The sequence below is a fragment of the Photobacterium proteolyticum genome, assembly GCF_001939735.1.
Taxonomy (GTDB): domain Bacteria; phylum Pseudomonadota; class Gammaproteobacteria; order Enterobacterales; family Vibrionaceae; genus Photobacterium; species Photobacterium proteolyticum.
In genome coordinates, this window is record NZ_MJIL01000095.1 from 14,849 (window position 1) to 39,112 (window position 24,264).

20 protein-coding genes and 1 pseudogene are annotated in these 24,264 nt (G+C 46.0%); 11 read left to right on the plus strand and 10 right to left on the minus strand.

Annotated features, from left to right (window positions below):
• The first annotated feature begins 134 nt into the window (after positions 1 to 134).
• Positions 135 to 1,562 carry a sodium:proton antiporter NhaD gene (gene nhaD / locus BIT28_RS23440; protein ID WP_075767377.1) on the plus strand — a complete coding sequence of 476 codons (1,428 nt, stop codon included), beginning with the start codon at positions 135 to 137 and terminating at the stop codon, positions 1,560 to 1,562.
• A gap of 350 nt (positions 1,563 to 1,912) precedes the next feature.
• Positions 1,913 to 2,566 carry a hypothetical protein gene (locus BIT28_RS23445; RefSeq protein ID WP_075767378.1) on the plus strand — a complete coding sequence of 218 codons (654 nt, stop codon included), beginning with the start codon at positions 1,913 to 1,915 and terminating at the stop codon, positions 2,564 to 2,566.
• A 405-nt stretch (positions 2,567 to 2,971) separates the two neighbouring features.
• Here the strand turns inward: BIT28_RS23445 and ltaE are convergent, their stop codons facing one another.
• Complete coding sequence (gene ltaE, locus BIT28_RS23450; RefSeq protein ID WP_075767379.1) at positions 2,972 to 3,982, minus strand: low-specificity L-threonine aldolase; 1,011 nt, start codon at positions 3,980 to 3,982, stop codon at positions 2,972 to 2,974.
• Positions 3,983 to 4,184: 202 nt separating this feature from the next.
• Here ltaE and BIT28_RS23455 point away from each other — a divergent pair, with 202 nt between their 5' ends.
• Positions 4,185 to 4,487, plus strand: a complete 303-nt coding sequence (locus tag BIT28_RS23455; RefSeq protein ID WP_075767619.1) for a hypothetical protein — start codon at positions 4,185 to 4,187, stop codon at positions 4,485 to 4,487.
• A 79-nt stretch (positions 4,488 to 4,566) separates the two neighbouring features.
• Here BIT28_RS23455 and BIT28_RS23460 read toward each other — a convergent pair whose 3' ends face one another.
• Together BIT28_RS23460 and BIT28_RS23465 are read right to left on the minus strand one after the other, a co-directional pair.
• The gene (locus BIT28_RS23460) at positions 4,567 to 5,448 is read right to left on the minus strand and encodes a LysR family transcriptional regulator (RefSeq protein ID WP_075767380.1); all 882 of its coding nucleotides are present in this window, start codon (positions 5,446 to 5,448) and stop codon (positions 4,567 to 4,569) included.
• Positions 5,449 to 5,543: 95 nt separating this feature from the next.
• Positions 5,544 to 6,707, minus strand: a complete 1,164-nt coding sequence (locus tag BIT28_RS23465; RefSeq protein ID WP_075767381.1) for an AAA family ATPase — start codon at positions 6,705 to 6,707, stop codon at positions 5,544 to 5,546.
• Between the two features lie 160 nt (positions 6,708 to 6,867).
• Here BIT28_RS23465 and BIT28_RS23470 point away from each other — a divergent pair, with 160 nt between their 5' ends.
• Positions 6,868 to 7,158, plus strand: coding sequence for an FxsA family protein (locus BIT28_RS23470; protein ID WP_075767382.1), 291 nt, complete (start codon positions 6,868 to 6,870; stop codon positions 7,156 to 7,158).
• A gap of 99 nt (positions 7,159 to 7,257) precedes the next feature.
• On the opposite strand, the gene BIT28_RS23475 is transcribed toward BIT28_RS23470, so the two are convergent.
• The 3 genes from BIT28_RS23475 to BIT28_RS23485 all read right to left on the minus strand — a co-directional run bounded on the left by BIT28_RS23475 (position 7,258) and on the right by BIT28_RS23485 (position 11,194).
• Positions 7,258 to 9,135 carry a methyl-accepting chemotaxis protein gene (locus BIT28_RS23475; RefSeq protein ID WP_075767383.1) on the minus strand — a complete coding sequence of 626 codons (1,878 nt, stop codon included), beginning with the start codon at positions 9,133 to 9,135 and terminating at the stop codon, positions 7,258 to 7,260.
• A 453-nt stretch (positions 9,136 to 9,588) separates the two neighbouring features.
• Positions 9,589 to 10,116, minus strand: a complete 528-nt coding sequence (locus BIT28_RS23480) for a hypothetical protein (RefSeq protein ID WP_075767384.1) — start codon at positions 10,114 to 10,116, stop codon at positions 9,589 to 9,591.
• A 100-nt stretch (positions 10,117 to 10,216) separates the two neighbouring features.
• Positions 10,217 to 11,194: a GlxA family transcriptional regulator gene (locus tag BIT28_RS23485; RefSeq protein ID WP_075767385.1), complete on the minus strand. Its 978-nt coding sequence runs from the start codon at positions 11,192 to 11,194 to the stop codon at positions 10,217 to 10,219.
• 122 nt (positions 11,195 to 11,316) lie between these two features.
• On the opposite strand from BIT28_RS23485, the gene BIT28_RS23490 reads away from it, so the two are divergent.
• Positions 11,317 to 13,167, plus strand: a complete 1,851-nt coding sequence (locus BIT28_RS23490) for a beta-ketoacyl synthase (protein ID WP_075767386.1) — start codon at positions 11,317 to 11,319, stop codon at positions 13,165 to 13,167.
• Between the two features lie 167 nt (positions 13,168 to 13,334).
• The gene (locus BIT28_RS23495; protein WP_245823855.1) at positions 13,335 to 14,168 is read left to right on the plus strand and encodes a PfkB family carbohydrate kinase; all 834 of its coding nucleotides are present in this window, start codon (positions 13,335 to 13,337) and stop codon (positions 14,166 to 14,168) included.
• 103 nt (positions 14,169 to 14,271) lie between these two features.
• On the opposite strand, the gene BIT28_RS23500 is transcribed toward BIT28_RS23495, so the two are convergent.
• Complete coding sequence (locus tag BIT28_RS23500) at positions 14,272 to 15,564, minus strand: DEAD/DEAH box helicase (protein ID WP_075767388.1); 1,293 nt, start codon at positions 15,562 to 15,564, stop codon at positions 14,272 to 14,274.
• A gap of 132 nt (positions 15,565 to 15,696) precedes the next feature.
• The gene (locus tag BIT28_RS23505; RefSeq protein WP_075767389.1) at positions 15,697 to 18,207 is read right to left on the minus strand and encodes an ATP-binding protein; all 2,511 of its coding nucleotides are present in this window, start codon (positions 18,205 to 18,207) and stop codon (positions 15,697 to 15,699) included.
• Positions 18,208 to 18,437: 230 nt separating this feature from the next.
• On the opposite strand from BIT28_RS23505, the pseudogene BIT28_RS23510 reads away from it, so the two are divergent.
• The 5 genes and pseudogenes from BIT28_RS23510 to BIT28_RS23535 form a co-directional block, all read left to right on the plus strand.
• Positions 18,438 to 18,586 (plus strand): annotated as a pseudogene (locus tag BIT28_RS23510) (multicopper oxidase domain-containing protein); the annotation flags it as partial.
• A gap of 600 nt (positions 18,587 to 19,186) precedes the next feature.
• On the plus strand, positions 19,187 to 19,543 hold the full coding sequence (locus tag BIT28_RS23520) for a YibL family ribosome-associated protein (protein WP_075767391.1): 357 nt from the start codon (positions 19,187 to 19,189) through the stop codon (positions 19,541 to 19,543).
• Between the two features lie 104 nt (positions 19,544 to 19,647).
• Positions 19,648 to 20,226 (plus strand): nucleoside triphosphate pyrophosphohydrolase family protein, encoded by a 579-nt coding sequence (locus BIT28_RS23525; protein ID WP_075767392.1) that lies wholly within the window; start codon positions 19,648 to 19,650, stop codon positions 20,224 to 20,226.
• Positions 20,227 to 20,407: 181 nt separating this feature from the next.
• Positions 20,408 to 21,766 carry an MATE family efflux transporter gene (locus BIT28_RS23530; protein ID WP_075767393.1) on the plus strand — a complete coding sequence of 453 codons (1,359 nt, stop codon included), beginning with the start codon at positions 20,408 to 20,410 and terminating at the stop codon, positions 21,764 to 21,766.
• A 135-nt stretch (positions 21,767 to 21,901) separates the two neighbouring features.
• Complete coding sequence (locus BIT28_RS23535) at positions 21,902 to 22,717, plus strand: alpha/beta fold hydrolase (protein WP_075767394.1); 816 nt, start codon at positions 21,902 to 21,904, stop codon at positions 22,715 to 22,717.
• Positions 22,718 to 22,822: 105 nt separating this feature from the next.
• On the opposite strand, the gene BIT28_RS23540 is transcribed toward BIT28_RS23535, so the two are convergent.
• Both BIT28_RS23540 and BIT28_RS23545 read right to left on the minus strand, forming a co-directional pair.
• On the minus strand, positions 22,823 to 23,641 hold the full coding sequence (locus BIT28_RS23540) for an alpha/beta fold hydrolase (RefSeq protein ID WP_075767395.1): 819 nt from the start codon (positions 23,639 to 23,641) through the stop codon (positions 22,823 to 22,825).
• 174 nt (positions 23,642 to 23,815) lie between these two features.
• On the minus strand, positions 23,816 to 24,184 hold the full coding sequence (locus BIT28_RS23545) for a YgiW/YdeI family stress tolerance OB fold protein (protein ID WP_075767620.1): 369 nt from the start codon (positions 24,182 to 24,184) through the stop codon (positions 23,816 to 23,818).
• Positions 24,185 to 24,264: the final 80 nt, after the last annotated feature.

A 24,264-nucleotide genomic window follows, 5' to 3' on the forward strand; every position in this document is an offset into this window, starting at 1 on the left:
AGCCAAACAACTGAAGGTTGTTAAGGGTATGTTGCTAGTTTTGGTCGGCTTATCGGTATGCTTCACGTTAATATCTAATAGTTATGTGTACACTTGGGCGTAGATGTATTTTTCTCAAGGAGCAGAGAAACAGGATGAAAGTTCAACAGCTTGTATTATGTATAGCTGGATTACTGACAGCGACACCAGCAATGGCAGTGAGTTCTGAGGTTGATCTAACCCAGTCTTTTGTAGGGTATGTGGCTTTGTTGATATTTGCCTTGGCTTATTGCCTTGTGATGGCCGAGGAATATTTACAGCTTCGCAAGTCAAAGCCTGTACTGCTGGCTGCCGGTATTATCTGGCTGATGATAGGGTTTGTGTTTCAGGAACTAGGTCAAATAGATGTTGCAAAAAGTGCACTCGAACATAACTTGCTTGAGTATGCAGAGCTGTTACTGTTTCTCCTTGTCGCGATGACCTATATCAGCGCGATGGAAGAGCGTCGACTGTTTGATGCGCTTCAGGCCTGGATGGTGAGCAAGGGCTTTAATTTCAGAAGCTTGTTTTGGCTGACGGGCATTCTATCGTTCTTAATATCCCCCATTGCCGATAACCTGACAACCGCGTTGTTGATGTGTGCTGTCGTTATGAAAGTGGGGGGCGACAATACTCGCTTCATTAATCTTGCTTGTATCAATATTGTCGTGGCTGCCAATGCGGGTGGTGCGTTTAGTCCCTTTGGTGATATTACGACCTTGATGGTTTGGCAGGCTGGGTTGGTTTCATTCCTCGAATTTACCGATCTCTTTATCCCGTCATTGATAAATTATGTGGTTCCGGCTGTGATCATGTCGCTGTTTGTGCCGAAAACCCAACCAAATACGATTGGCGAATATGTTGAGCTAAAACGGGGGGCACGCCGTATCGTGGCCTTGTTTATTCTGACTATCTCTACCGCTGTTGCCTTCCACGGCATGGTTCATTTCCCACCGGTAATAGGTATGATGATGGGCCTCGGTTATCTTCAGTTCTTCGGCTTCTACCTTCGTAAAACCCTCCCGCGCTCGCTTGCCAAAAAGAAGGCCATTGCAATGGCCAATCATGACGAAGCGGCGTTAAAACGACTTGGTTCGGTCGTACCGTTTGATGTCTTCAAACGTGTCTCGCATGCAGAGTGGGATACCTTGCTGTTTTTCTATGGGGTCGTAATGTGTGTTGGTGGGCTTAGTTTGCTGGGTTATCTCGGTATGGTATCGGAGGTTATGTATACCCAGTGGAACCCGGTATGGGCCAATATTATGGTTGGGGTGCTTTCGGCCATTGTTGATAATATCCCTGTGATGTTTGCAGTGCTCACCATGCAACCCGATCTGACTCTCGGCAACTGGCTATTGGTTACTCTAACAGCGGGAGTTGGTGGCAGTATGCTGTCTATTGGCTCGGCTGCCGGGGTGGCCTTGATGGGAGCAGCGCATGGTAAATATACTTTCTTTGGTCACTTGAAGTGGATGCCTGTGATTGCACTGGGATATATCGCCAGCATCATTTGTCACCTGTTGCTTAACCATCAGCTTTTCTAATACATATTGTGAATTCGGGTGGTTTCATCAATAATTGGTGGCCGCCCGTTCATCTTTATCTCACCCACTGCTTCTTATTTCCTTATACTCCCTGGCGTGTGTTCCCATCTCAATTATCCTTCGAGCAAATTATTTATATTATAATGTTATTAACTGTCTGAAATTTTGTGGTTTTAAATATTACTGTGTAGCTTGTCACTAATGTCGTTGTGGCAGAAAGCAAGTTCGGGCTTTTCCCGATGAGCTATGCCATGGTAACGAGTAACGGAGAGTAGAAATTACTAGGTTATTTGCCCTAACAGGTATTATCCGAATATCATTGTTAGACAGGAAGTAGTAAAGGACAGCATATGCAAAAAAAAGGATGGTTTTGCTTTAGCATTGTTATGCTAAATCCGTCGCAATCGGTTCTTGCTTTAGAAGCTGAGACCCTTTTTCGCATGCCGAGCCTGAAATTAGGGATCGCTAAGAGTGCCGGTACAATAGACGTTTCAAGCAAAGGGCAGTTCGACGATGTGGCGTTTAGCTCGTCAACATCTTTCACGCCAGTTGTCACTCTGATTCAATCGCCGTTTTACTTTTCTGACGATAGCCGGTGGGGATACCACACAGAACTGAATGCTGCTTATTTTAAGCTCGATTATGATGATGATAACGGCCAGGGATTTCGTGATGGAGAGTTTGAAGGGTACTCTGTTTCTTTTACACCGGTACTTTTCTATCAGTGGAGTGACAAAACACTGTGCCGCGAATGTAAGAGTTGGCGTTTTGAGTTGGGGGCGGGAATAAACTACCTGAATGCCGACGGTGACTTGATTGCGATTAGTGGTGACAAAACAGCGTTTGAAAATTCAGGATTCGGTGTTAACGCGCATTTAGGAGCAGTGATGAACTACAAGCAATGGGAGCTTGGGCTAAGGTTTGCCGTGCCGACAAGAGTGGATGGTAACGATGTGGAAGTCAGGCATGCGTTGTCGACATTGAGTTTTGGCTACCGGTTTTGATAATTATACCTAAACTACCTCAAGATGCAGGATTCAGAGTGAGGCCAGCGTGTTCAATTCAAGGAAAATAACGGTAGGAATGGTAGCCCCTTTCAATGTTATTTGACACAGAAGTGGGCGCGCTGGTTCACTCCCAAAGGGCGAGTTTACTTGGCTTCTATGCGTTGTTACCGATTATTAATTTAGAGCCACTAGATTTTCTAATCGGTGCCTAGCCTANCACTCCCAAAGGGCGAGTTTACTTGGCTTCTATGCGTTGTTACCGATTATTAATTTAGAGCCACTAGATTTTCTAATCGGTGCCTAGCCTAGTAGCCAAGTAATTCTCGCTGAAACGAGCATCTTGAGGTAGTTTGGGTATAGCATGAGAGCGCCTTCATGCTATCTGCAACTATAATGACTTAATTACTCCATTGCTTTTTTCAAAGCGGCGATAAATTTGTCGATATCTTCGCGACTGATATCCAGGTGAGTGACCAATCGCATCGGGTTTCCCGCACTGATTAAGATTCCTTGCTCTTTTAGCGCTGCGACTAGCTGGGCTTGATCGATGTTTTTATCGACCTTAGCAAAGAGCATATTGGTGGTTACATGATCGATGTTAACCTCAAAACCATCGACTTCAGTGAGTTGTTTAGCAAGGTATTTAGCATTTGCGTGGTCGTCAGCAAGACGGTCGATGTTTTCTGTCAGCGCGATCTTGCCGGCTGCGGCCAGAATACCTGCCTGGCGCATGCCGCCACCCAGGACTTTTCGCCAACGGCGTGCTTTTTTGATTAGTGAGGCGTCGCCAAGAAGCAGTGAGCCGACAGGGGCTCCCAAACCTTTGGACAAGCAGATCGTCATCGAGTCAAAGTGTTTAGAGATTTCCGTAATATCGACACCTAAGGCGATAGCTGCGTTATAGACACGAGCGCCGTCTAGATGAAGCTTTAATCCATGCAAATCGACAAACTCTCGAGCCTGCTGCAGGTAGGAAAGCGGTAGGACTTTACCATTGATGGTGTTCTCAATACTCAATAGCTTGGTGCGGGCAAAATGCGCATCATCCGGTTTTATGGCTGCGGCTAATTTATTAAAACACAGGCTACCGTCTTTCTCATTCTCAATAGGCTGAGGCTGGATAGAACCCAGAACCGCAGCACCGCCTCCTTCAAACTGGTAGTTATGTGCCTGCTGACCACAAAGGTATTCATCTCCTCGCTCACAGTGTGCCATTAATGCGAGCAGGTTGGCTTGTGTTCCGGAACTGCAAAATAGTGCTGCTTCAAAACCGTGTCGTTTTGCCGCCCACAGCTCCAGATCGTTAACCGTTGGATCATCGCTGTACACGTCATCACCGACTGGTGCATTAGCGATAGCCTGACGCATTGCAAGCGATGGCTGAGTAACAGTATCTGAGCGAAAATCTATCATTACTTCGTCCTTAGGGTGCTTAACTGATTATCGTAATTAGGAATCTATCGAATGATTCATCTAATAGTGATTATATGGCTACATACTGTGATCTAAATCAAGCTTAACAGTGAATGATTGTGTTGTTTTTGTGAATCTTTATCGAGGGGGCTATATCTTGGCTAAAATATAAACAGGTTGGTTGAAGATGGAGGCAGAGATCATGTTAGCTGAATGTCGGCAGTTTGTTCTGCCGGGTCATAATGAGTTACACGCTGAAGTAACCGTTATTCCGACCGGGGAGTTAGAGGTAAACATTAAGGAGAATAATAATAGCCTTAAGGCTGATTTTGATGAGTTATATTTCTATTCAGCCGGTAAGGAAACTGAATTGGTTTGCCGTGACCAATTAGGTGCAGAATCTGTTCGGTGGCATCTAAATCTTGCAAATGATGATGCCAGAGAGCTAGCGAAACTGATCGAATCTGCTGAAGAAGAATATGAGACCTTAATGCGCGACCTGTGATAAACCGTTCTGATCTGGTGGTTCCTCAGAGAGACTGTCCAAAGCCTTGCTTATTGCAAGGCTTTGTTTTTATTTGCTGTTATGAAAGTAATGTGCGGATTTGTCTCATGAAGAAATCATACCGCTTGGGCAATGGGCGATGCTTTTTTCTGATCAGGTATAAGTTTTCATATACAGGCTTATCCAATGAAACTACATGGATTTTAGTTTGCAGAGGAAAGCAGGTTACGGCTTTTTCAGGCAGTACGGTATAGCCAAGCCCCAGTGAAACGGGGAGCAGGATCTGGTTGAGCTGATTGATATAGCCAGCAACTTTTAATGAATCGATGCTATTAAAGCTATGATCAAAATTAGCCTGAATAATTTGCCTTACGTAATGTTCGCCGTCAGGGTGGTTAATAAATCCAAGCTGGTTTAACTGTTCCATATTAATGACAACCTTTTCCATACCAGCGGGAATAACTAGGCATAATTGCTCGGCACCTACTTTTTCTTGCTCTAATTCTGGAATGGCTACATTTTGCGTAATTATGCCAAGTTCAATTTGGTTGGTATTCAGGTTATCAAGGATCCGCTTGTTCGGAGCTGCCTCAAGTTGAATGGCGAGGTTAGGGTGAGTTTGCTGGTGCTTGAGGAAATGCGGATAAAGATATGTCGCAAGCGAGCCTGAACAAGCAATACGACATTCACCCGTGAAAGGATCATCATTCTGCAGTGCTTGAAACAGTGCTAGCTCATCGTCACGTCTTCGCCGGGCGTAATGGTACAACGTTTCGCCAGCCGGGGTTAGCTCAAACCGTTTACCAAACCGTTCTAGTAAAGGCGTACCGGTTTGCGCCTCCAGCTTCTTGATATGCTGGCTGACGCCTGGTTGGGTCATAAAGAGTTTTTCTGCCGTCTGGGTGAAGTGTCCCACCTCGACCAGAGTAATGAAGGTTTGTAGCCACTGGGTATTGAGCATGACAAAATTGAGAACAAAATATTATGATAACAAGGATATTTGATAATTTTTGTTTTTCAAGTTTTTAAGTCCTCAATTGGTTATAGGGCTTTTTGTTATTTATCCGACCAATACCAGGCAGGCTCGTCCAGCATGCCTTGACCGCGAATATTCGTTTGCCCAAGCTCCTTGTCCAATTCGATGGCATGGCAATCTGGGTGCTGGTTTAGTGCCGCTATCAGGCGACTTGCGTGGGAGACAACCCATATCTGGGAGCTTTCCGAAGCATGGATAATGAGCTTGGCCAATGCCGGGAGCAGATCGGGGTGCAGGCTGGTTTCAGGCTCGTTCAATACCATTAGGCTGGGTGGGCGAGGGGTAAGCAGTGCCGCAACCAACAGCAAGTAACTGAGTGTCCCGTCAGAAAGCTCGCTACCTGTCAGTGGGCGTAATAATCCTTCTTGATAGAACTCCAGCGAAAATCGTCCATCTTGGTGCTGAACAATACTGATACTTGCGCCAGGAAAAGCATCATTGATGGCTTTGTCGAGGGCCTGCTTGTCACCGATTTCACGAATTGTCTGCAAGGCGGCGGCCAGATCTCTACCGTCATGATGCAGGACAGGCGTGCGTGTCCCGAGTTGTGGCTGCCGGGCTGGTGCCTCTTTGTCGGTACGGAAGTGATCATAGAATCGCCAGCTGCGAATTCGCTCTCGCATATGGAAAACTTCAGGTGCCGTAGTAGGATCAGCAATCTGATCGAACATACTGTTAAAATGGCTGATATGTTGTGAAGCGACTTTCCAGCTTCTATTCTCGCGGATTTTTATGAGCGGCCCCTGACGAGCCACTAGCTGGGTTGCCGGGCGGTAGAATGGCCCGCTCCAGATACTTTCCTGTTTAATTTCAGGATCAAGGCGAAATGCGGAGCGAGACGGCTCAGGTAATCCCAGGGAGATCGAGTAGCCGAAATCCTCGGTAGAAAAACCGAGTCGTAGCCGTTTGACTTCTTTCCTGACAACATCCTGAATCGGTACTTCACCGCGGCGCATCGCAGGTGACAGGCTTTCTGGCCCTGCCCAGAAGGTTGAATCCAGTCCGCCCTCGGCAGCCAATGAGTTGACAACACCACCTTGTGCCGTATCAGCCAATAACCGAAGCGCCCGGTACAAGTTGGATTTACCGCTGCCATTTGCTCCGGTAATCACATTAAGTGGGCCGAGCGGCATCGTTAGCTGAAGGATGGAGCGGTAGTTACTGATAGATAAGGTGGTGATCATTACTGGGCCTGTATAAATAAACAGTAATCGTGATGTTAGTGTAAAACGAATAAGAGAGCAACTTTTCTTTATGAATGTTGTGTTCATGTTTGATTCATTTTCATTCAGCTAGACTGCAAACCATAGAAATGAAGATGACTGAGAAACAAAGAGGCTCAATATGAAGAATTTTGTAGCAAGCGTTCTGGCACTTGTTGTTGGTTTTTTCACGGTGACATTTGCAGCGATTATGGGATTGTTCATTGGGATAGCAGCGCTTATCGCCCGACCATTTATTAAAAAGAAGGTCGAAGCCGCATATGCCGAAGCCGTTAAACAACAGGGCGGCGATTATACTGCCAATTCAACAGTGATTGACGGTGAATATGATGACATCACCAACAGGTCTCAGGCACAAAGCCAGAGCCAAACGGGCAATCACCACATGAACCAGATGGCTCAGTCACTTTAATCTAATAATTTCCAATTAAGCATTAAAAAACGCCAGCGATAGTATTCGCTGGCGTTTTTTCTTATCTTGAGCTGCCGGTTTTAAGGGGGACAGCTTCTCTTAGATCCTAAACTTGCTTACCTCGGAGTTAAGATGCTGCGCGATGTCATTAAGCTCTTCAGACATCTTCTGAGCATCCTGTGCTTCGGTAGAAAGCTGATCAGAGACATCATTGACTGCCTGAGTATTGCGGCTAATTTCATCGGTTACGGCACGTTGCTCTTCGGCGGCACTTGAGATCTGGGTCGCCATGTCAGAGATATGCTGAATAGACTCGGTAATGCGCTCAAGGGCATTGGTTGCATTCTTGGCATCATCAACACTGCTCGTGGCCAGAGACTGGCTCTGTTGCATGGTTTCAACCGCGCTGTGAGTGTTGCGTTGCAGTGTTTCAATCATGCCACGGATTTCTTCGGTTGAGCTATGGGTGCGCTGAGACAGGACGCGAACCTCATCAGCAACGACAGCAAAGCCACGGCCTTGTTCGCCGGCACGGGCTGCTTCGATGGCTGCATTGAGGGCAAGTAAGTTTGTCTGCTCGGCGATATCCTGAATAGTGGACAGAATCGCGTTGATGCCCTGCGCGTTGTTCTCAAGTTCTTTAATGATGCTTGCGGCATCTTCAACATGGTCGGCAAGGTAAGTGATCGATTGCTGGTTTCGGCTGATCACCTGCTTGCCTTCATTGCAGTTATCTTGAGAGGCAACTGCAGCCCCGGCAGTTTGCTCGGCGTGGCTGGCGACTTCTTGTGCCGTCGCTGACATTTCATGGATCGCCGTTGCAATTTGAGAAATCTCGTTTTGTTGCAGGTTTAACGCTTCGCTGGTTTGTAATGCCAGCTCGTGGCTATCTTTGGCCTGTTGTGAAAGATGTTCCGATGAGCCAGAGATACCTGTAATAGAAACGTGCAGCTTTTCAATGAATGCATTGACGTGCTGCCCAAGGCGACCGATTTCATCGTCTTGATCGAAGTTAAGGCGGCGAGTCAGATCACCGTTGCCGTGCGAGAGATCAGCCATGGCTTCAGAAAGGGTATCGAGCGGCTTCATTGCACGTGAAATAAGAGCCGTCGCTACACCTAATACTAATACCAACTGGATAATAGCGCTGATGATGGCATCGATAAGTGCTTCGCTAACATGAGCGAAAGCAACTGATTTATCGAGTACTAGCGAGAAGTACCAGTCCGTACCAGGAACTTGCTGAATACTCACCAGGCTATCGACGCCCGATACATTCAGTGTGACAAGGTCACTCTGCGATGCCACTTTACGGATAAGGCTAGCATTGAATGCCGGGTTCATCTCCGAGGTCGGCTGGAGCGTCAGAGATTGGTTAGGGTGGGCGATTATCGTTCCCTCATCGTTGAACAAAGTGGCAAAAACGCCGTTCTGATTAATGGCAAGAATATCTTTCACCAAGGCATCAATAGACACATCACCGGCAATAACACCGCTGTTCATCTGGGCATTGAACGGCTGAGCAATGGTAATAACCAGCTTTCCAGAGGAGGCGTCGTTGTAAGGTGTGGTAACAACGAGCCCATTTGCAGCAGTAGCATCTTTGTACCAAGGTCTTTGACGCGGATCGTAGCCAGCAGGAAAGTCGACAGGTTTTCCTGTGATCATATTCCCTTGGCGAGTACCAGCGTAGACCAAATCAAAATCACCGGAGGTAATAGCCTGAGCCAAAGCGGCCGTCGGTTCGGCATTTTGATTAAAGCTGTCGATCGAGGCCTGGACAATTTTTGTTTTACTCTCAAGCCACTGGCTGATCGAACTGATATTTGATTGAGTTAGTGAATTAGCTAACTGTTGGGTTGAACGGTTAGCTTCTTCAGTCAGTCGCTCGCTGGTAAGCCATGTTTGCACAGCGGCGATAAGAAGAATGATTCCTGCAAATGTAAGGGAAAGTTTGTTTTTAATAGAAAGGTTCAAACTACCGTTCCTCTCGGTTTTTGGTACTTATGTACTGCATCGTATGTGTTATCCATTCATCAAAAAATGGTATTCGCTTGTTATTGAACATGTTGCGGGGATAATTGCCCTGATGTTCTTGTCATGCCATTTCTTGCGGTATTTTGTCACAAATTTGACTATTGTTGGACTTTTATAATGTGGAATTTTCACGATATTAAGTGTTTTCAGCTTAAAAAGATTATTGATATCTTGCTTGAGATGTGATGGTTAATCATACGTATGGTGTGCTGGATGAGCAGCGTTGGCGTGGGTTGAGTGGTTATTGAGCAGGGTTAGGGCGTGCAGCTCTGTTATTTAATGCGAAAGGAGAAGTGGCATATTTTAGTCAATGCTATTTACTGCAACTCTGTGCTCAGTGCCGATGGTTTGTTTATTGGTTGGCGTCAAAAAAATGGTGTTAATTCTTTGTTGTCAGTTTCGGTAGTGTTGATTTAGGCAGCCAAGGAAGTCATTAAGATCTTTGTTGTTGGCGGTGAAATGATATCGCTTGTTAGAGGCTCGAAGTTCAAGGTGTCCTTTGTCTTGTTTTACCAGCTTAGTAAACACATCAAAAGCTTGTTTGTCGCTGGTTCCACCTAACATGACCAATCGTGTAACACTGTATTCATCTCTTTTCTTTCGCCAGTTCGCGGTGAAAATTTCTACGGGCTGTCCCATGCGATAATAGCTAATATTTTCGAACCCTTGAGGATGATTGATATCCGCTTTTATTGCTACGTAGCGCTGCCTGTGGATGTTATCCGTGATCATTGCAAGTTGGAGACTGCTTTCGAATTTTTTGTTTTCATTTTTCGTCAGGTGGTACAGATCAAGGCGACAGCTTTTTTCATTCAGCTGGGTTGTGCTGGTTGGAAGTAACTCTGCTTGAGTGTGAAAAGAGAACACGTAGAGGAAAAGAGTCGCCTTTTTGAACCAACGCATGAAAATGAAACAACACATACAGCCTAACCCCTATTTAAGAATGCTCAGGCAAAGCTTAGTAACGGAGTCTCTTTTGTATGTGTCTCATTTAAAAAACAAATCGCAAAAAAGCGAATCTTTACGGATTGTAAATTTTAGCTTTGACCATTCTGCGGTATTGACTTGGCGTTATGTCAAACTGGCGGTGAAAGCGGGTCGAAAAGTGGTAGGCGTCTTTATAGCCGACTTGTTCGGCCACATCTTGTACTGACATGCCAAAGTCCCGCAGAAGTTGCTGGGCGGCCTCCATTCGTATTTTCTGCAGGTATTGGTGCGGTGATTCTCCTACCTGATCTTTGAATTTGCGATTGAAGCTCCTAAGCGGCAAACCACAATGATCGGCGACATCCTGTGCGGTGATGCTACTGGATAGTTGTCGTTTCATCCAATCCTGGGCTAAGGCTATGGATTCATCAAACTGGAGCTGGCCGCCAATTTGATAAAAGGGTTGCTGGGTGGATTTGGATATTTCGTGGCCAAAATGCGTTTCTATAGTTCCTGCGATCTTCTGGCCGAAGTTTTCCGTGATCAGGTAGAGAATCATCTCTGACTGCGAGTTGATACTGCCGGTACAAAATAATCCATTGGCCTCAGTAATAGATGCCTGCCTGTTTAGGGTGATAGCCGGATAGCGGGCCGAAAATTGCTCGTAATAATACCAATGTGTAGTTGCCACCTGATTTGTTAACAGGCCTGTTTCGGCAAGCCAGATAACTCCTGTACCTGTAGCTACAAGCTTGGCACCTTGTTGGTACTGGCGTTTGAGCCAGGAAATGATTTCAGGATGCTGACGTATAGAGGCCAGCGGATTTCCCCACATTGGCGGTAAAATAACAAGGTCAAATGTATTCAAATCATCAAAGGTCGTATCAGGTTGCAGTTTAAGGCCTGCAGGTACTTTGGGTGGATTGAGGGAAGGAGCAACGACTTTGATATCGAAAGGTTTTTTACGTTGAAGCTGACGGGGGCGCAAGCTGGCAGCGCTGCTTAGCATTTCAGCGGCAAGAGAGATGCCGGTAATAAGTGCGCGGGGGTATAAAACAAATCCTACTCTCATGATTACATGCCTATTTTGTATATAATGGCTGGATTGTTGGTAATTTTGGCACGAATGCGAGGTGAATGAACAGTGTAAATTGGTACCCTATTGCCAACTGAATATATTGATGTAGGTTTAGGATGACAAAGTTACCTCTAATTGTCGGTTTTGGCGGAATGAATGCGGCCGGACGTAGCTCCGGTTTTCATAGCTATAAGCGCATGATTGCTGATGTATTATCCGATGATGAGATGAAGACAACCTGGCAGGATCTTGCCTTCCGGATGGGCCTGTCGGACAGTGATGTGCTGGATGCTGAAATTACCGATGCCATTAAGGCTGGCACTCTGGTACGCCGTATCGATTCGTTCGACCCTGATAATTTGCTATATCAATATAAAGCGTCGCTAACCAGTGAAAGCGATCAGATTTCATTCACCCTGCGTAAGTCTAAACTGCCAAATAAAATTCCGGAGAACTGGGTGGTTGAAGAGCAGGGGAGCAAGGTCAAGATCACTGTTAATGGTGAGTTAGGGGCTTTGCTTGAGGATCGCGTCTCATTTCCAGTGAGCAGCGGCGGTAATATCCCTGCAGGCTTTGATCCGGGCAAGCTCTACAACTCACGCTTTCACCCTCGCGGTCTAAAACTTACCGTTTATGGCGCTTCAGATGCCTTAAATTCAATGGGTATTAATTGGGAAGAAGTGCTGACTCATATCGAACCTGACGAAGTGTCTGTTTATGCTGGTAGTGGATTGTCACAAGTCGATGACCAGTCTTTGGCGGGAATGCTTGCTGCTCCCTTGATTGGTGGCAGAGTTAGCTCGAAGATGATGGCGTTGTCGTTGGCTGAAATGCCTGCAGACTTCATTAATGGCTATGTCATCAACAGTGTGGGTACAACAGGTACCAATATGGGGGCTTGTGCCACCTTCCTCTACAACCTTCGCCAGGGCATGTATGACATTCAGCATGGCAAATCGAAAGTTGTGATAGTGGGTAATGCCGAAGCTCCGGTTGTTGCCGAAGTAATGGAAGGGTTCCGTGTCATGGGCGCGTTGGCTGAAGATGATCAGTTGAAGGCACTGGATAATAGTGACAAGGTTGATAATCGCCGTGCCTGTCGTCCGTTTTCTTCCAATGCGGGCTTCACTATGGCTGAATCGTCACAGTTTGTTGTTTTGATGGACGATGAGCTGGCATTAGAGCTTGGGGCGACAATTTATGGTTCTGTGGCTGACGTGTTCATTAATGCCGATGCCAATAAAAAATCGATTTCAGCACCGGGTGTTGGTAACTATGTCACAGTGGCGAAGGCGACTGCGCTGGCAAAGGCCATTCTAGGGGAAGACGGCGTTAAACAGACATATGTGCAGGCGCACGGAACAGGAACACCACAAAACCGTGTGACTGAAAGCCATATCCTTAATGAAGTGGCTAAGACATTTGCTATCGATAATTGGCCTGTTACCGCAATCAAATCCTATGTCGGTCATTCCATGAGTGCTGCGGCAGGCGATCAGCTTATTGCTTCTTTGGGGGTGTGGCAGTATGGCTGGATCCCAGGGATCCAAACTATCGACCATATTGCTGATGATGTACATTCGTCAAATCTTAATATCCTGACTAACCATGCTTTTGCTGGTGAACAGGGAGAGGATTACAAGGGTGTTATCCTAAATGCCAAAGGGTTTGGTGGTAACAATGCAACGGGCTTAGTACTGTCGCCGGCACAAACATTGTCAATGCTTGGCAACAAGTACGGTGATAAGGCTATGCTGGCTTACCATGATAAGAATATGCAAGTAAAACACATTGCAGACAGCAATGACCAGGCGGCTTGTTCCGGTACTGAAAACATTCGTTACCAGTTTGGTGAGCGCGTAATGGATGAGTCATCGGTATCAATGACACAAGAAAGCTTGAAGCTGTCAGAGTTTGATAAGGAAATTGTGCTGCCGCAAACAAACCCTTACGCTGATTACAGCTAGTTGAAGTATCATTAAAAGCGTGAAGCCGTTAGTAACTAATGGCTTCACGCTTTTTTTTGGATTCAAGAAAATGCTTACTGATCCGTAAAGTGGGTATATAACTAATAGAATAATGATAATCCGACTTGTGTTTAAGTGGGTTTGGGAGAGAGTTTTTGGCAAATATAATGCTGATCGCAAATCTAAATTGTGATCGTGTGCTGCAGCTGGATAAGCCGCTGGTAACGGGTGGGCGTCATCACTATCTCGATGATGGTCGTCGCCTGGGCGGTGGTGGGGCTAATACCGGGTTGGGGCTGGTATGGGCTGGCCACGATGTTGCCCTGGTTAGCCAGGTAGGTAAAGACGAAACAGCCGACTGGCTATTGGCCGAAGCGAGTCTGAGTGGTTTAAATTGTGCCTTGTTACACCGTAATGATGTGGTAACGCCGGAGCTACTGCTTTTGATGACGCCAGATGGCGAACGGACAATTATCCGCCCGCAACGACCAAGGTTTGTGCTGGGAACACCGCCTCGTTTTGCCAACTGGGATGCACTTTATATTAATTCGTCGGCAGAAGGGTGTGAATTTTGGGCACAGGAAGCATTGGATCATTCATTGGTTATTGCACAGTTGGCAAAAGATGAACGCTTACGCCCGTGCCATGTATTAATCACATCTGAGTCCGATCTGGCTGGGCGAACAACGCTCCCATTGTGGCAATATGGCCGGAGTATTGCCGGAGAGGCTCTGCGCTATTTCGTTGTCACAGATGGTGAAAATGGAGCTAAGGCCTATACGGCAGATGAAACCTATTTTGTTCCTGCTCTGGATACGGATGTGGTTGATACAACCGGAGCAGGCGATGCGTTTGCTTCAGGCTTGATCCATGCGTTGGTCAACAGGCACTCGATTATTGATGCTATGGCTGAAGGTGCAAGGTGGGCGTCATTTGCGGTGGGAACCCAAAGCTCTGTGCCGGGAGTGAAGTTGAAGCAGTATTTAAATCAATCGGTATAAGAATTTGATTATTCTTGCTGGTTAAGATCGCTTTTAACTTCGTTATGATAGTTAAAAGTGAAAAGCCCTGAAGATGTGTATCTTCAGGGCTTTTATTTAGCCGTTATTTTTTCAGCTTAGTGATCTTTGACTTATTGAGGACTGCGCGGCGAAGGCGGGCGCGTCGCTCGGCATCAGACTGATCCGTTGGGTTATTGGTGCGGCCTTGGCGATCTTTGAATGCCGATTTAGTATGCATTTTATGTAGCAATGCATCACGGTTGGCAGGTTCATAGCCGGCAAGCTGGATACGGCGAATACGTTGTCTGATCAGTTTTTCAACCTGAACCAAAGTCAGTTCTTCTTCGCGGCTAACAAAGGAAACGGCATGGCCTTGTTGTCCTGCGCGGCCAGTACGACCAATACGGTGTACGTAGTCTTCGGCCAAGAATGGCATGTCGTAGTTCACAACATGTGGTAACCCCTGAATGTCCAGACCTCGGGCTGCAACCTCGGTCGCTACCATCACACGGGCTTTGCCTTCCTTAAACTCATCCAGTGCGCGGCGTCGGGCGCTTTGTGCTTTGTCACCGTGGCAGAGCACTGCCTTGATGCCATCTAGCTTAAGTTCTTTAACCAGGTCGTTGGCCGTCTCTTTGTAGTTAACGAAAACCAGTACCTGCTGCCAGTTCTTCTTGCCGATAAGCTCAGAAAGAAGCTCGCGTTTGCGATCATCGTCTACCGGATAAACAACATGGGCAACCGTCTCGGCTGTCGCATTCTCAGGGCTTACTGAAATGCGTTTTGGTTTACGCAGGATCTCGTTGGACAGCTTGTTCATCTGGCTAGAGAAAGTTGCCGAAAACAGCATTGTCTGAGGCTGGGTACGGATATCATTCATGATCATGCGGATATCAGAAATAAAGCCCATATCCAGCATACGGTCTGCTTCATCGAAGACAAGAAACTCAAGGTTCGCAAGTGAAACGTTGTTCAGCTCCATGTGCTCAAGCAGGCGACCCGGTGTGGCGACAAGAATGTCGAGACCCTGCTCAAGTTTCTTTTCCTGAGAGGCCATTTTGGTGCCGCCGTAGATGGCCGCAACATTGATCGAGACATATTTGGTGTAGTCTTCAATATTTTTGGCAATCTGCGCTGCAAGTTCGCGGGTCGGTGCAAGAATCAGTGCGCGTACATTAAAACGACTACGCTGCTTAGGGTTATCACAGATCTGCTGGATAATCGGCAGGGAGAAGGCTGCTGTTTTGCCGGTGCCGGTTTGTGCATTGGCAAGAATATCATGCCCGCGACGAGCGTGTGGAATCGCTTGTTGCTGAATTGGCGTTAATTTCTCGTAACCGCACTCGGTAAGTGCGCGTACAATTTCCGGAGAAAAGCTTTGTGATGCAAATGACATTCGTTGTTCCTAAAGCAGACGGCTGAGCCTGACCAAAAATACGGTCGCCGATTATAGATGAATAATGCTTATCTGTGGGGACTAATTTTACGTGATTGGTTGAAAAATGTCCGATTTTTGCATTAGGTCTGTTCAATTACTTTGCTGAAGCTTGTTATAGGACGTTGAAACACCAGATTTTCGTTCAGGTTTGTGTAAATAATAGCTGGCTTGCTCGATGTTCTTCTTCATCAAACGACTGAGATCTCGAATAACCTCAAGCTTTGGTGGGTTGCCGGTATTGGCAACAGCCACAATATAGGTTGCCATTGCCTTGAGCGATGCAAGCCTATAATCCGTTGCAATTTGTCTGATGTTGTTGGCACTCAATGCGAGCTGCTGATAGCTATCGGAGCGATAATAGAGAGGCAGCGATTCATATTCACAGCTCATTGATGTAATAAAGTGCTGAAGTAATTGAAGGACTTTACGCTCGTTACCATCACATTGTTCAATAAGTTTTCGGTAGCTGATGAGTTCAGTGGCTGTCGAGCAAGCCACCGTTTGTTGATTTAGCTGCTCTTTAAATTGCCGAGAAAACTGTCTGAGTGTTTCCCGAAACTTAACGTCAAGTATCGGTTTGGAAAGAATGGTATCGGCACCAGCATCGAGAAACTCATTCTGGTTCTTCTTAAGGATGTCTGCGGTACAGGCAAAGATGATGGTATCTAGTTTAAGTTGCTGGCGAATAATTTTGGTTGCGGTCAACCCATCCATGGTTGGCATGTGATTGTCCATGAGAATTAGGTCGAAGTGTTCTTGCCGGAGCGTATCGATTGCCTGTGAGCCGTCCTTAGCTATTGTGACACGGTAACCTAAACGCTGGCAGAAAGACTGGGCAACCATTGCATTGATCTTATTATCTTCAACGATTAATACCTTTAGCTTCTCAGGCAATGGCTCAGAAGCTGGGGTACTGTCTGTAAGTGATTCGGCTTGTTCATTGCGCTGTGAATCAATGATATCGACGCGCATGCTAACTGTGAAAGTTGTTCCTTTGCCGAGCGTGCTTTCAACTCTGGCACTGCCGCTCATTAACCCGGTTAACTGTTTGACGATGGCGAGTCCGAGGCCAGTTCCGCCGTAGCAGCGCGTAGTGCTGGATTCTGCCTGAGTGAAGGGTTCAAAAATATGTTTCAGTCGCTCTTTTCTGATACCGATGCCAGAGTCTGAAATTGTCACAACCAGCAAGGATTCTGAGCAGGAGCCGCATTTTTCGGTATGAATAGATAGGTCAATCCCGCCGCTTTCTGTGAATTTGACGGCGTTGCTTAAAATGTTGTAAATCACCTGCCGAATTCGGGATTTGTCACTGCGAAGCATTGTAGTCAACGGAAGCGTTGTGTTTAGATCAAATGCCAGATTTTTCTTATGACATATCGGCTTATAGGTCGCTTCAATGGGTTCGATGAGATCGGCAAGCTGGAAAGTATGGATTTCAAGCTCCAGCTTGTTTTGCTCGATTTTTGAAAAGTCGAGAATGTCGTTAAGAAGAGAAAGCAAATGCTGACCAGATTCCAGCAATATATTGAGTTGCCGTTGTTGCTCCGGTTGTTGCTCCGATTGTTGTGAAGTGGACATGATTTGCGCCATGCCTAGCATACCATTGAGAGGTGTCCGTAATTCATGGCTCATCACAGCGAGAAATTGCGATTTGGCTTTGTTAGCGTTGTTGGCGTGCTGCGTGGCAACTTCAAGCTCTCTGGTGCGCGTTTTGACTTTGTTATCAAGCAGGGTGCGTTCTTGCTTTAATGATTGCAGTGAAGCATTGAGTCTGGAGGACATCTTATTGAATGTCTGGCTTAGGTGGCCAATATCATCATTTCCGGCTTCCGGTAATTTATCCCGGCAGATACCGTCACTGTTTGCGATTTTGTCCATGGCAGTTATACAGGCTGTGAGCCTTTTTTGAACCGCCGCCCTATACGTAATCAATAGCGTGAGGGTAATCGACAGCAGGCCAACCAGAAGGGCAAAAATAATATGGCGGCTGATCACAATACCATTCTGTATTGGCTGTGTGATGTCTGTCTTTACTTCCAAAATCCCTCGCAGGTCACCAATTTTCCATTGAGTGCCGGTGGGAACGGTAATCTGGTTATGGCAGTTCACACATGTCTGGTTGCTAAGCACATCGCTGACAGCCACACGAATATATGACTTTCCAGCAGAATGATATTCCTTGAAGTACGTACTTGTCGGATCCTTGGAGAGTGCCTCCCAGGCAGTTGTGCCGAACTCATCTAATTGTCTGTCTTTACGGTTTGGAAAAGGGTGAGGGCTATAGAGCCTGATTTGGGTTCCTTTATCATGAAGCCTTCGGCTTATTTCTTGAACAAGAGTGGCTGGGAGCGGGATAACACCATTGTCCTGTTGAACATCAGTACCGACAGATAGCGTGGTGTGGGCCAGGATCTCGGATAGAACCGTTTTTGAGTATACGTCACGTAAAATTTTAAATTGGGTGACGGTGTGTTCTGAAGAGGCGACAGCCTGCCGAACCGTGTTGGCCGCTATGATTTGAGGAATATACGAGTAGAGAAAGCCAACTATCACCATGAAAACAACAACAATGGGAAAAAGCAGCTTCTGGAAAGTGTTCACCTGCGCACCTTTCTATGAATAACGTATATATACGGCATAATTCATATTGATAACATTATAAACCTAGTCCAGTTGGAGGTACTTTTCCTGTGTTTAGATGAAATTTGCTCAATAAGTAGGACTATTTTGAGCATTTAATAAGAAATGGCTTATTAACTGATAATGAGAGTGTTTTTCATTTTCTTGTGGCCGTTACAATAGCGATGCTCATAAATGGATGGGAAGAAATGACACCTTTCCATACCGATACTGTGTTGCTAGGTACAAATGGTCATGTACGGGCAGCCTTTGTTGCGACAACCCGGGTCGCTGGATGTATCACTGCTATGTTATTGAGCATATGAAGACCGGATTAATGGGATATATCGAGGTTAGGTAAAAAGCAGGTAGATAATAAAAGAGAAAGGCCACCAGGGATGGCGGCCTTACTTTCGACGTTGCTTGTGCTATCGAGCGATAGCCCTAGAACCAATTTTTACAAAGAAATGATTATTACATTCGACACATTTAAATTTCTGGTACTGTCTATGAGTAATTGTTTTTTCCAGAAAATTTCTCTTAATACGATAGACGTTTGTGCCTACTTTACAGTATTCGCACATAATAAACCTCAGCCAATTGAGTGGGGCGAGTGTACAGACACTGTGCTACAACTGTCTGTGATACAGATCACTTATTGAATCTAATGAATACATCCAAATACATGAATTCTGTTAATTTGGTTGTTTATTTTTGAGTGTTGTATGTAACTTGTTCTAAGTTTGTCTGAGGTATTCCTGTGAGGTATGTCTCACGGGATTGGATTAGGATCGAATTCGTTCGGTCAATGTTGCTATCTAGCAGTGAATATTGAAGTTATTCGCAGCAAGCGATGAAAAGAGGGTACATACTGTATATACTATGCGGTCGGACAACTTATCAGCCAATGGGCTGCATTGGACAAAAATCAAGTTGTGGTAGTGTATTTTAAGGTAACAGCATGAATTTAAAGCAAGAGCTTCAGCAAATGAATAATCGTTTAGACAAGTTACGTCGTAAACTTGCTGGGGCACAAGAGCGTGGTGATAAGGCTATTGCTGGTCAGGCAACCCAAGAGATCGAGACGCTAACCAAAAAAATTAATAAAGTAAAATCACAGCAGAAGCGCCAAATGGGCAAGAAGGGTGCAGATGTAAAATCTCTGGCGTTTAACCGGGTGCTGACCAAAGCTGAACAGGCTGATATGGGTAAACTGAAGAAGTCTGTAAAAGGTCTGGTTGTGGTACACCCGATGACAGCGCTTGGTCGTGAAATGGGTATCAAGGAAGTAACCGGCTTTGCACCAAAAGCATTTTAATCACGTATTGTAGTTATTAAGATCAGTGCCGGTAGCGTCGTGCTGCCGGCACTGATTTTTTATTGTCGTCTTTACTTTAGTTGTAATAAAAAAGGTACTGTTTAATGAAGCTTGCCGTTCTGGATCAAACATTATTTGATCATCTCTATCGAGATATCCGTGAATTCCGTACAACGTTTGACCTGGATATTGAAACCCCATCGACACTAAATGAGAAAATGGACACCCTGCATACGTCATTGGCTGTCGAGGAGTTGACTGAGCTGGCTGAAGCAGACTCCTTGGTTGAGCAGGCTGATGCGATAGTTGATTCTGTCTACGTGCTTATGGGACGTTTGGTTCATCTTGGTGACAAGCAGGTTGAAGCCAATATCGGTATTAGCTATATCATCGACCTGTTACTTCAGGTTGCAGAGCGCCTGAACATTGATTTTGTCACTTGCTGGAATGAAGTACACTCCAGCAATATGAGTAAAGTGTGCCGTAACGAGCAAGAGTTTCGTGACACAGAATCTCATTACGCCAAGCAGGGTGTAGAGATTGTCGGTAGCCAAAAAGGCGACTTCATCATTGCGAAATGCGCAAAAGATGTTGATCTGGAAGGTAAAATCATCCGCCAGGGAAAAGTACTAAAGTCAGTTTACTACCGTCCAGCCGATCTCGTTAAGCTGGTTACGCTGTAACGGTACTTCTTTTGAAATAACCGTGTCGCGCTGTGCTTTGATGCTGTCTTGAGTGTTCAATTTCGCTAACACGGTTATTTCTGTATTCATACTGATTTCTTCTCGTATCCTTTTCTTTCCTTTAGCTCAGTCTTCAAAGAACGTACACTATACGGCTTGATTACCAATACCGTAGTGTGACATGAGTTCTCATAGTTTAACTAAATCCCAATCTGATTACCCCGATTTAGGCCGACAGCTGTTTAGCATGACCTGGCCGATGTTATTTGGCGTATTGTCGTTGATGAGCTTTCAGCTGGTTGATAGTGCGTTTATCGGTCAGCTTGGGGTGCTGCCACTTGCTGCACAGGGCTTCACGTTACCTATGCAAATGGTCATCATTGGCTTGCAAGTGGGCTTGGGTATTGCCACAACCTCGTTAATCTCGAGGGTGTTGGGTGCTGATGAAACATTGCGAGCCAAGCAGCTCGGTGGCTTGGTGGTACTTACTGGTGCTGTTAGCGTTTTTTTAATCTGTGTCCTTATTTGGTTTTTGCGCGGCCCGATCCTGATGTTGCTAAGTGCACCGTCAGATGTCTATTCCGTCATTGATGCCTACTGGCCTGTTTGGTTGGCAAGTTCATGGACGGGGGCGATGCTGTATTTCGCCTACAGTTTATGTCGTGCAAACGGTAATACTATGCTGCCGGGGATCATGATGATGGTAACCAGTGTGTTGAATATGGTGTTGGATCCGATTTTCATTTTTACTCTTGATATGGGGCTTGTTGGTGCGGCATGGGCAACAATTGCGGCCTTTGGTGTCGGTCTGCTAGTTGTTTATCCACTTGTGCTTAAACGTCACTGGATGAGTCTGGATTGGCAGGGGCTGGATATCTTGGTATCAATCAAGGAGCTGGTGAATATTATGGCACCGGCGATGCTAAGCCAGCTATTGCCACCACTGTCATCGATGTTGGCAACTAAGCTTGTGGCCGGGTTTGGGGCGGCCACAGTTGCCGCATGGGCTCTGGGGTCACGCTTGGAGTTCTTCTCTATTGTAGTGGTATTGGCCCTAACCATGTCAATGCCGCCGATGGTCGGTAGAATGCTTGGTGCCGGTGAAATCTGTAAAATAAAGGCTTTGATAAAGCTTGCAGTGAAGTTTGTTTTGGTCTGGCAGTTTGTGATTGCGGCTTCGTTGTTTATCGGTACGCCAGTGTTGAGTAACTTGCTGACCAGCGAGGTGTCGGTAAGCGAAATTCTGTCGGTTCACCTATTCTGGGTACCGGTAAGTTTGGGGCCGCTTGGTGTCTGTATGCTGATGGTTTCAATCTGTAACGCTTTGGCGCTGCCTATGAGGGCTCTGCTAATTTCAGGCTTGCGCTTGTTTGTGTGTTTCCTACCAGCGATTTGGTTAGGTGCTCAGCTAGGTGGGCTAGAAGGGCTGTTTGTCGGCGCCATGATCGGTAACGTAGCAGCGGGGATCACCGCCTGGGTGCTGTACCAGCAAGGGCTGAAGTGTGTGATTGCTAAGTATTGCAGAGAGTCAGCTTTATAAGTTGCTTGTCACTCGTTACCTTACATTGCTACGCCCGGTATATACCGGGCGTATTTGTATCTGCAGGTCGTGTAGTTAGTTCATTTACTTGGTATTATCTTGCGCGAATACTATTTGGGAAAAGGAACCGGATTAATGGGTACATTTACTATTGATAATAAGACCATGCACTTTCTTGACAAGGGTGAAGGGCCGGTACTCGTTTTTGGCCACAGCTACTTGTGGGATAGTGCTATGTGGGCACCGCAGGTTGAAGCCCTGAGCCAGCACTATCGCTGTATTGTTCCGGATTTGTGGAGTCATGGTAAGTCTGAATCGGCTCCGGAAAAGACCCGTACGCTACGCGATTATGCTGATGATATTCTGGCATTGCTGGACCATTTGAATATCGATAACTTCTCAATCATTGGTCTGTCTGTCGGCGGCATGTGGGGAGCTGAGTTGGTATTGAAGGCGCCTGCTCGTGTTAAGTCTTTGGTTCTGATGGATACCTTTATCGGTTATGAACCTGAAGTTACGCACGCGAAGTACTTCGCGATGCTGGATACTATTGCGGAGCTGAAGCTTGTTCCTGCCCCTATGATTGACATGATTACGCCGATGTTCTTTGCTCGAAATGCAGAGCAGAACAGCCCGGAACTGGTTGCTCAATTCCGAAGCCACCTGGCTGGATTGAGTGGGCTGCATGCTTTGGATATCACTCGAATCGGTCGTATGGTATTTGGCCGTCGTGATACGTTTGAAGAAGTGGAAAAGCTGACGTTGCCGACACTGATCATGGTTGGTGCAGAAGACTCACCACGCCCGCCGCTTGAAGCTCAGCTGATGCATGATGCCATTGACGGTAGCCAATATGTCATTATCCCGGAAGCGGGCCATATCAGTAACCTTGAACAGCCGGAGTTTGTTACAAAGCACCTTGTTGAATTTTTGGATGCTGCTATCGCTTAGCATTGCTGTGTGCTCTCAGCCTCTTTTGACTGATCGCTGCTAAAAAGAAACCTCATCAAAAATATTGGGATGAGGTTTCTTTGTATTTTACATCCTGGATGCTAACTAGGCACTTAGCGTTGGTAGTTCAGCCTGATATCTCTGAATGAATGCGATAGAGTGATGGTTGAATTCATCAGGGCGTTCGACATTACACACGTGACCACAGTCATCAAATTCAGTCAGGTAGCTATGCTCGTGCCTTTTTACCATTTCTTTTACCGGCTTGATGAACATGTAGTCGTTTTCTCCCATGAGATACAGGGTAGGGATTGATAGCTCCTTCTCCTTGAAGTACTTCATGATCGGATTGACATCTGCCGCCAGTTTGAACCAGCGCTTAAATTCTTGCTGGCAGAGTTTTTTGGCTTCATTGACAAACAACAAGCGTGACTCTTTTTGGGTTTTTTGTGGCATGACTATGTAGGCGAAGAGCTCATATAACCACATGTAGGGAATAATGTGTTTGCACAGGTTGCCAAGTTTGACCAAGATCTGAGAGCGAGCGTTCAAGCGAGTCACTGCACCGCCGAGTACCATTGTCTTTACACGCTCCGGTGCCAGTTCTGCCAGGTTTCGTATAATGATCGTGCCAAGCGATATCCCGACAAAGTGCGCTGATTGGATCTTTAGGTGATTGAGGACCTGAATAATATCAGTCGTCACCGCCTTGAATGTATAGGGATTGGCAATCATGTCCTTGAACATGGAGTTCGACTTGCCATGACCTCGAAGATCAAGGAGCAGTATGTTGAAATGCTCTTTGTAAGCCTTTATCTGCTTGAACCAGATAGACGAACTGCCCCCGGCTCCATGGACAAATACGACCCAGTCTTTACTGGATGGATGATGGAAAGTTTTGTGGAACAACAGTGTATCTGACATTCTGACCTCTATAGCTACACTGCAAAACTACCATAAATTGCAGCAAAAACGGAATTTTATCATGCCTGTTTTATGAAGGTGGCTGATAACTGTGAGAAGATATGTCAATAAGCGGAAGCCGGAAAGAAAAAAGCCCCCTGCAGCAGGGGGCAAAGAAAAGGCGTGGAATGCGTGTTACAAAATTTGCAGGCGGTCGACTTCGATTTCTGGGGTGTTGCCGCCTTCATATTCGCCAAACAGTCTCACCTGTGTTGTGGCATCGATGGTTTGTGGAAGACGCATGTCGTCATCGATTTCAACTTGAATTTCTTTGGTACCGTCACTAAAAATGAAGGTTTCAGCATTGATTTGTTTGATAAGCTTGCCTTCAACAACTGCATTTCTCTCGGTTAGCATGCCTGTATCTTCCAGTAGCTCAGCCACTGTTACGGTATCTACCGGCCCTGAGTATGAAAGGGCTTGTCCTTTCTCGTGATCGTCTGCCAGTGCCATTGTAGGTGCCATTACTGCGATAGTTGCGATAGCGATGATAGTTTTCTTAATCATGATTCTGTCTCCTTGTTGTCTATGGTGCTATTAAACAACAAGTGTTCTGAATTAGTGATGAGTTGAATATTCAGATT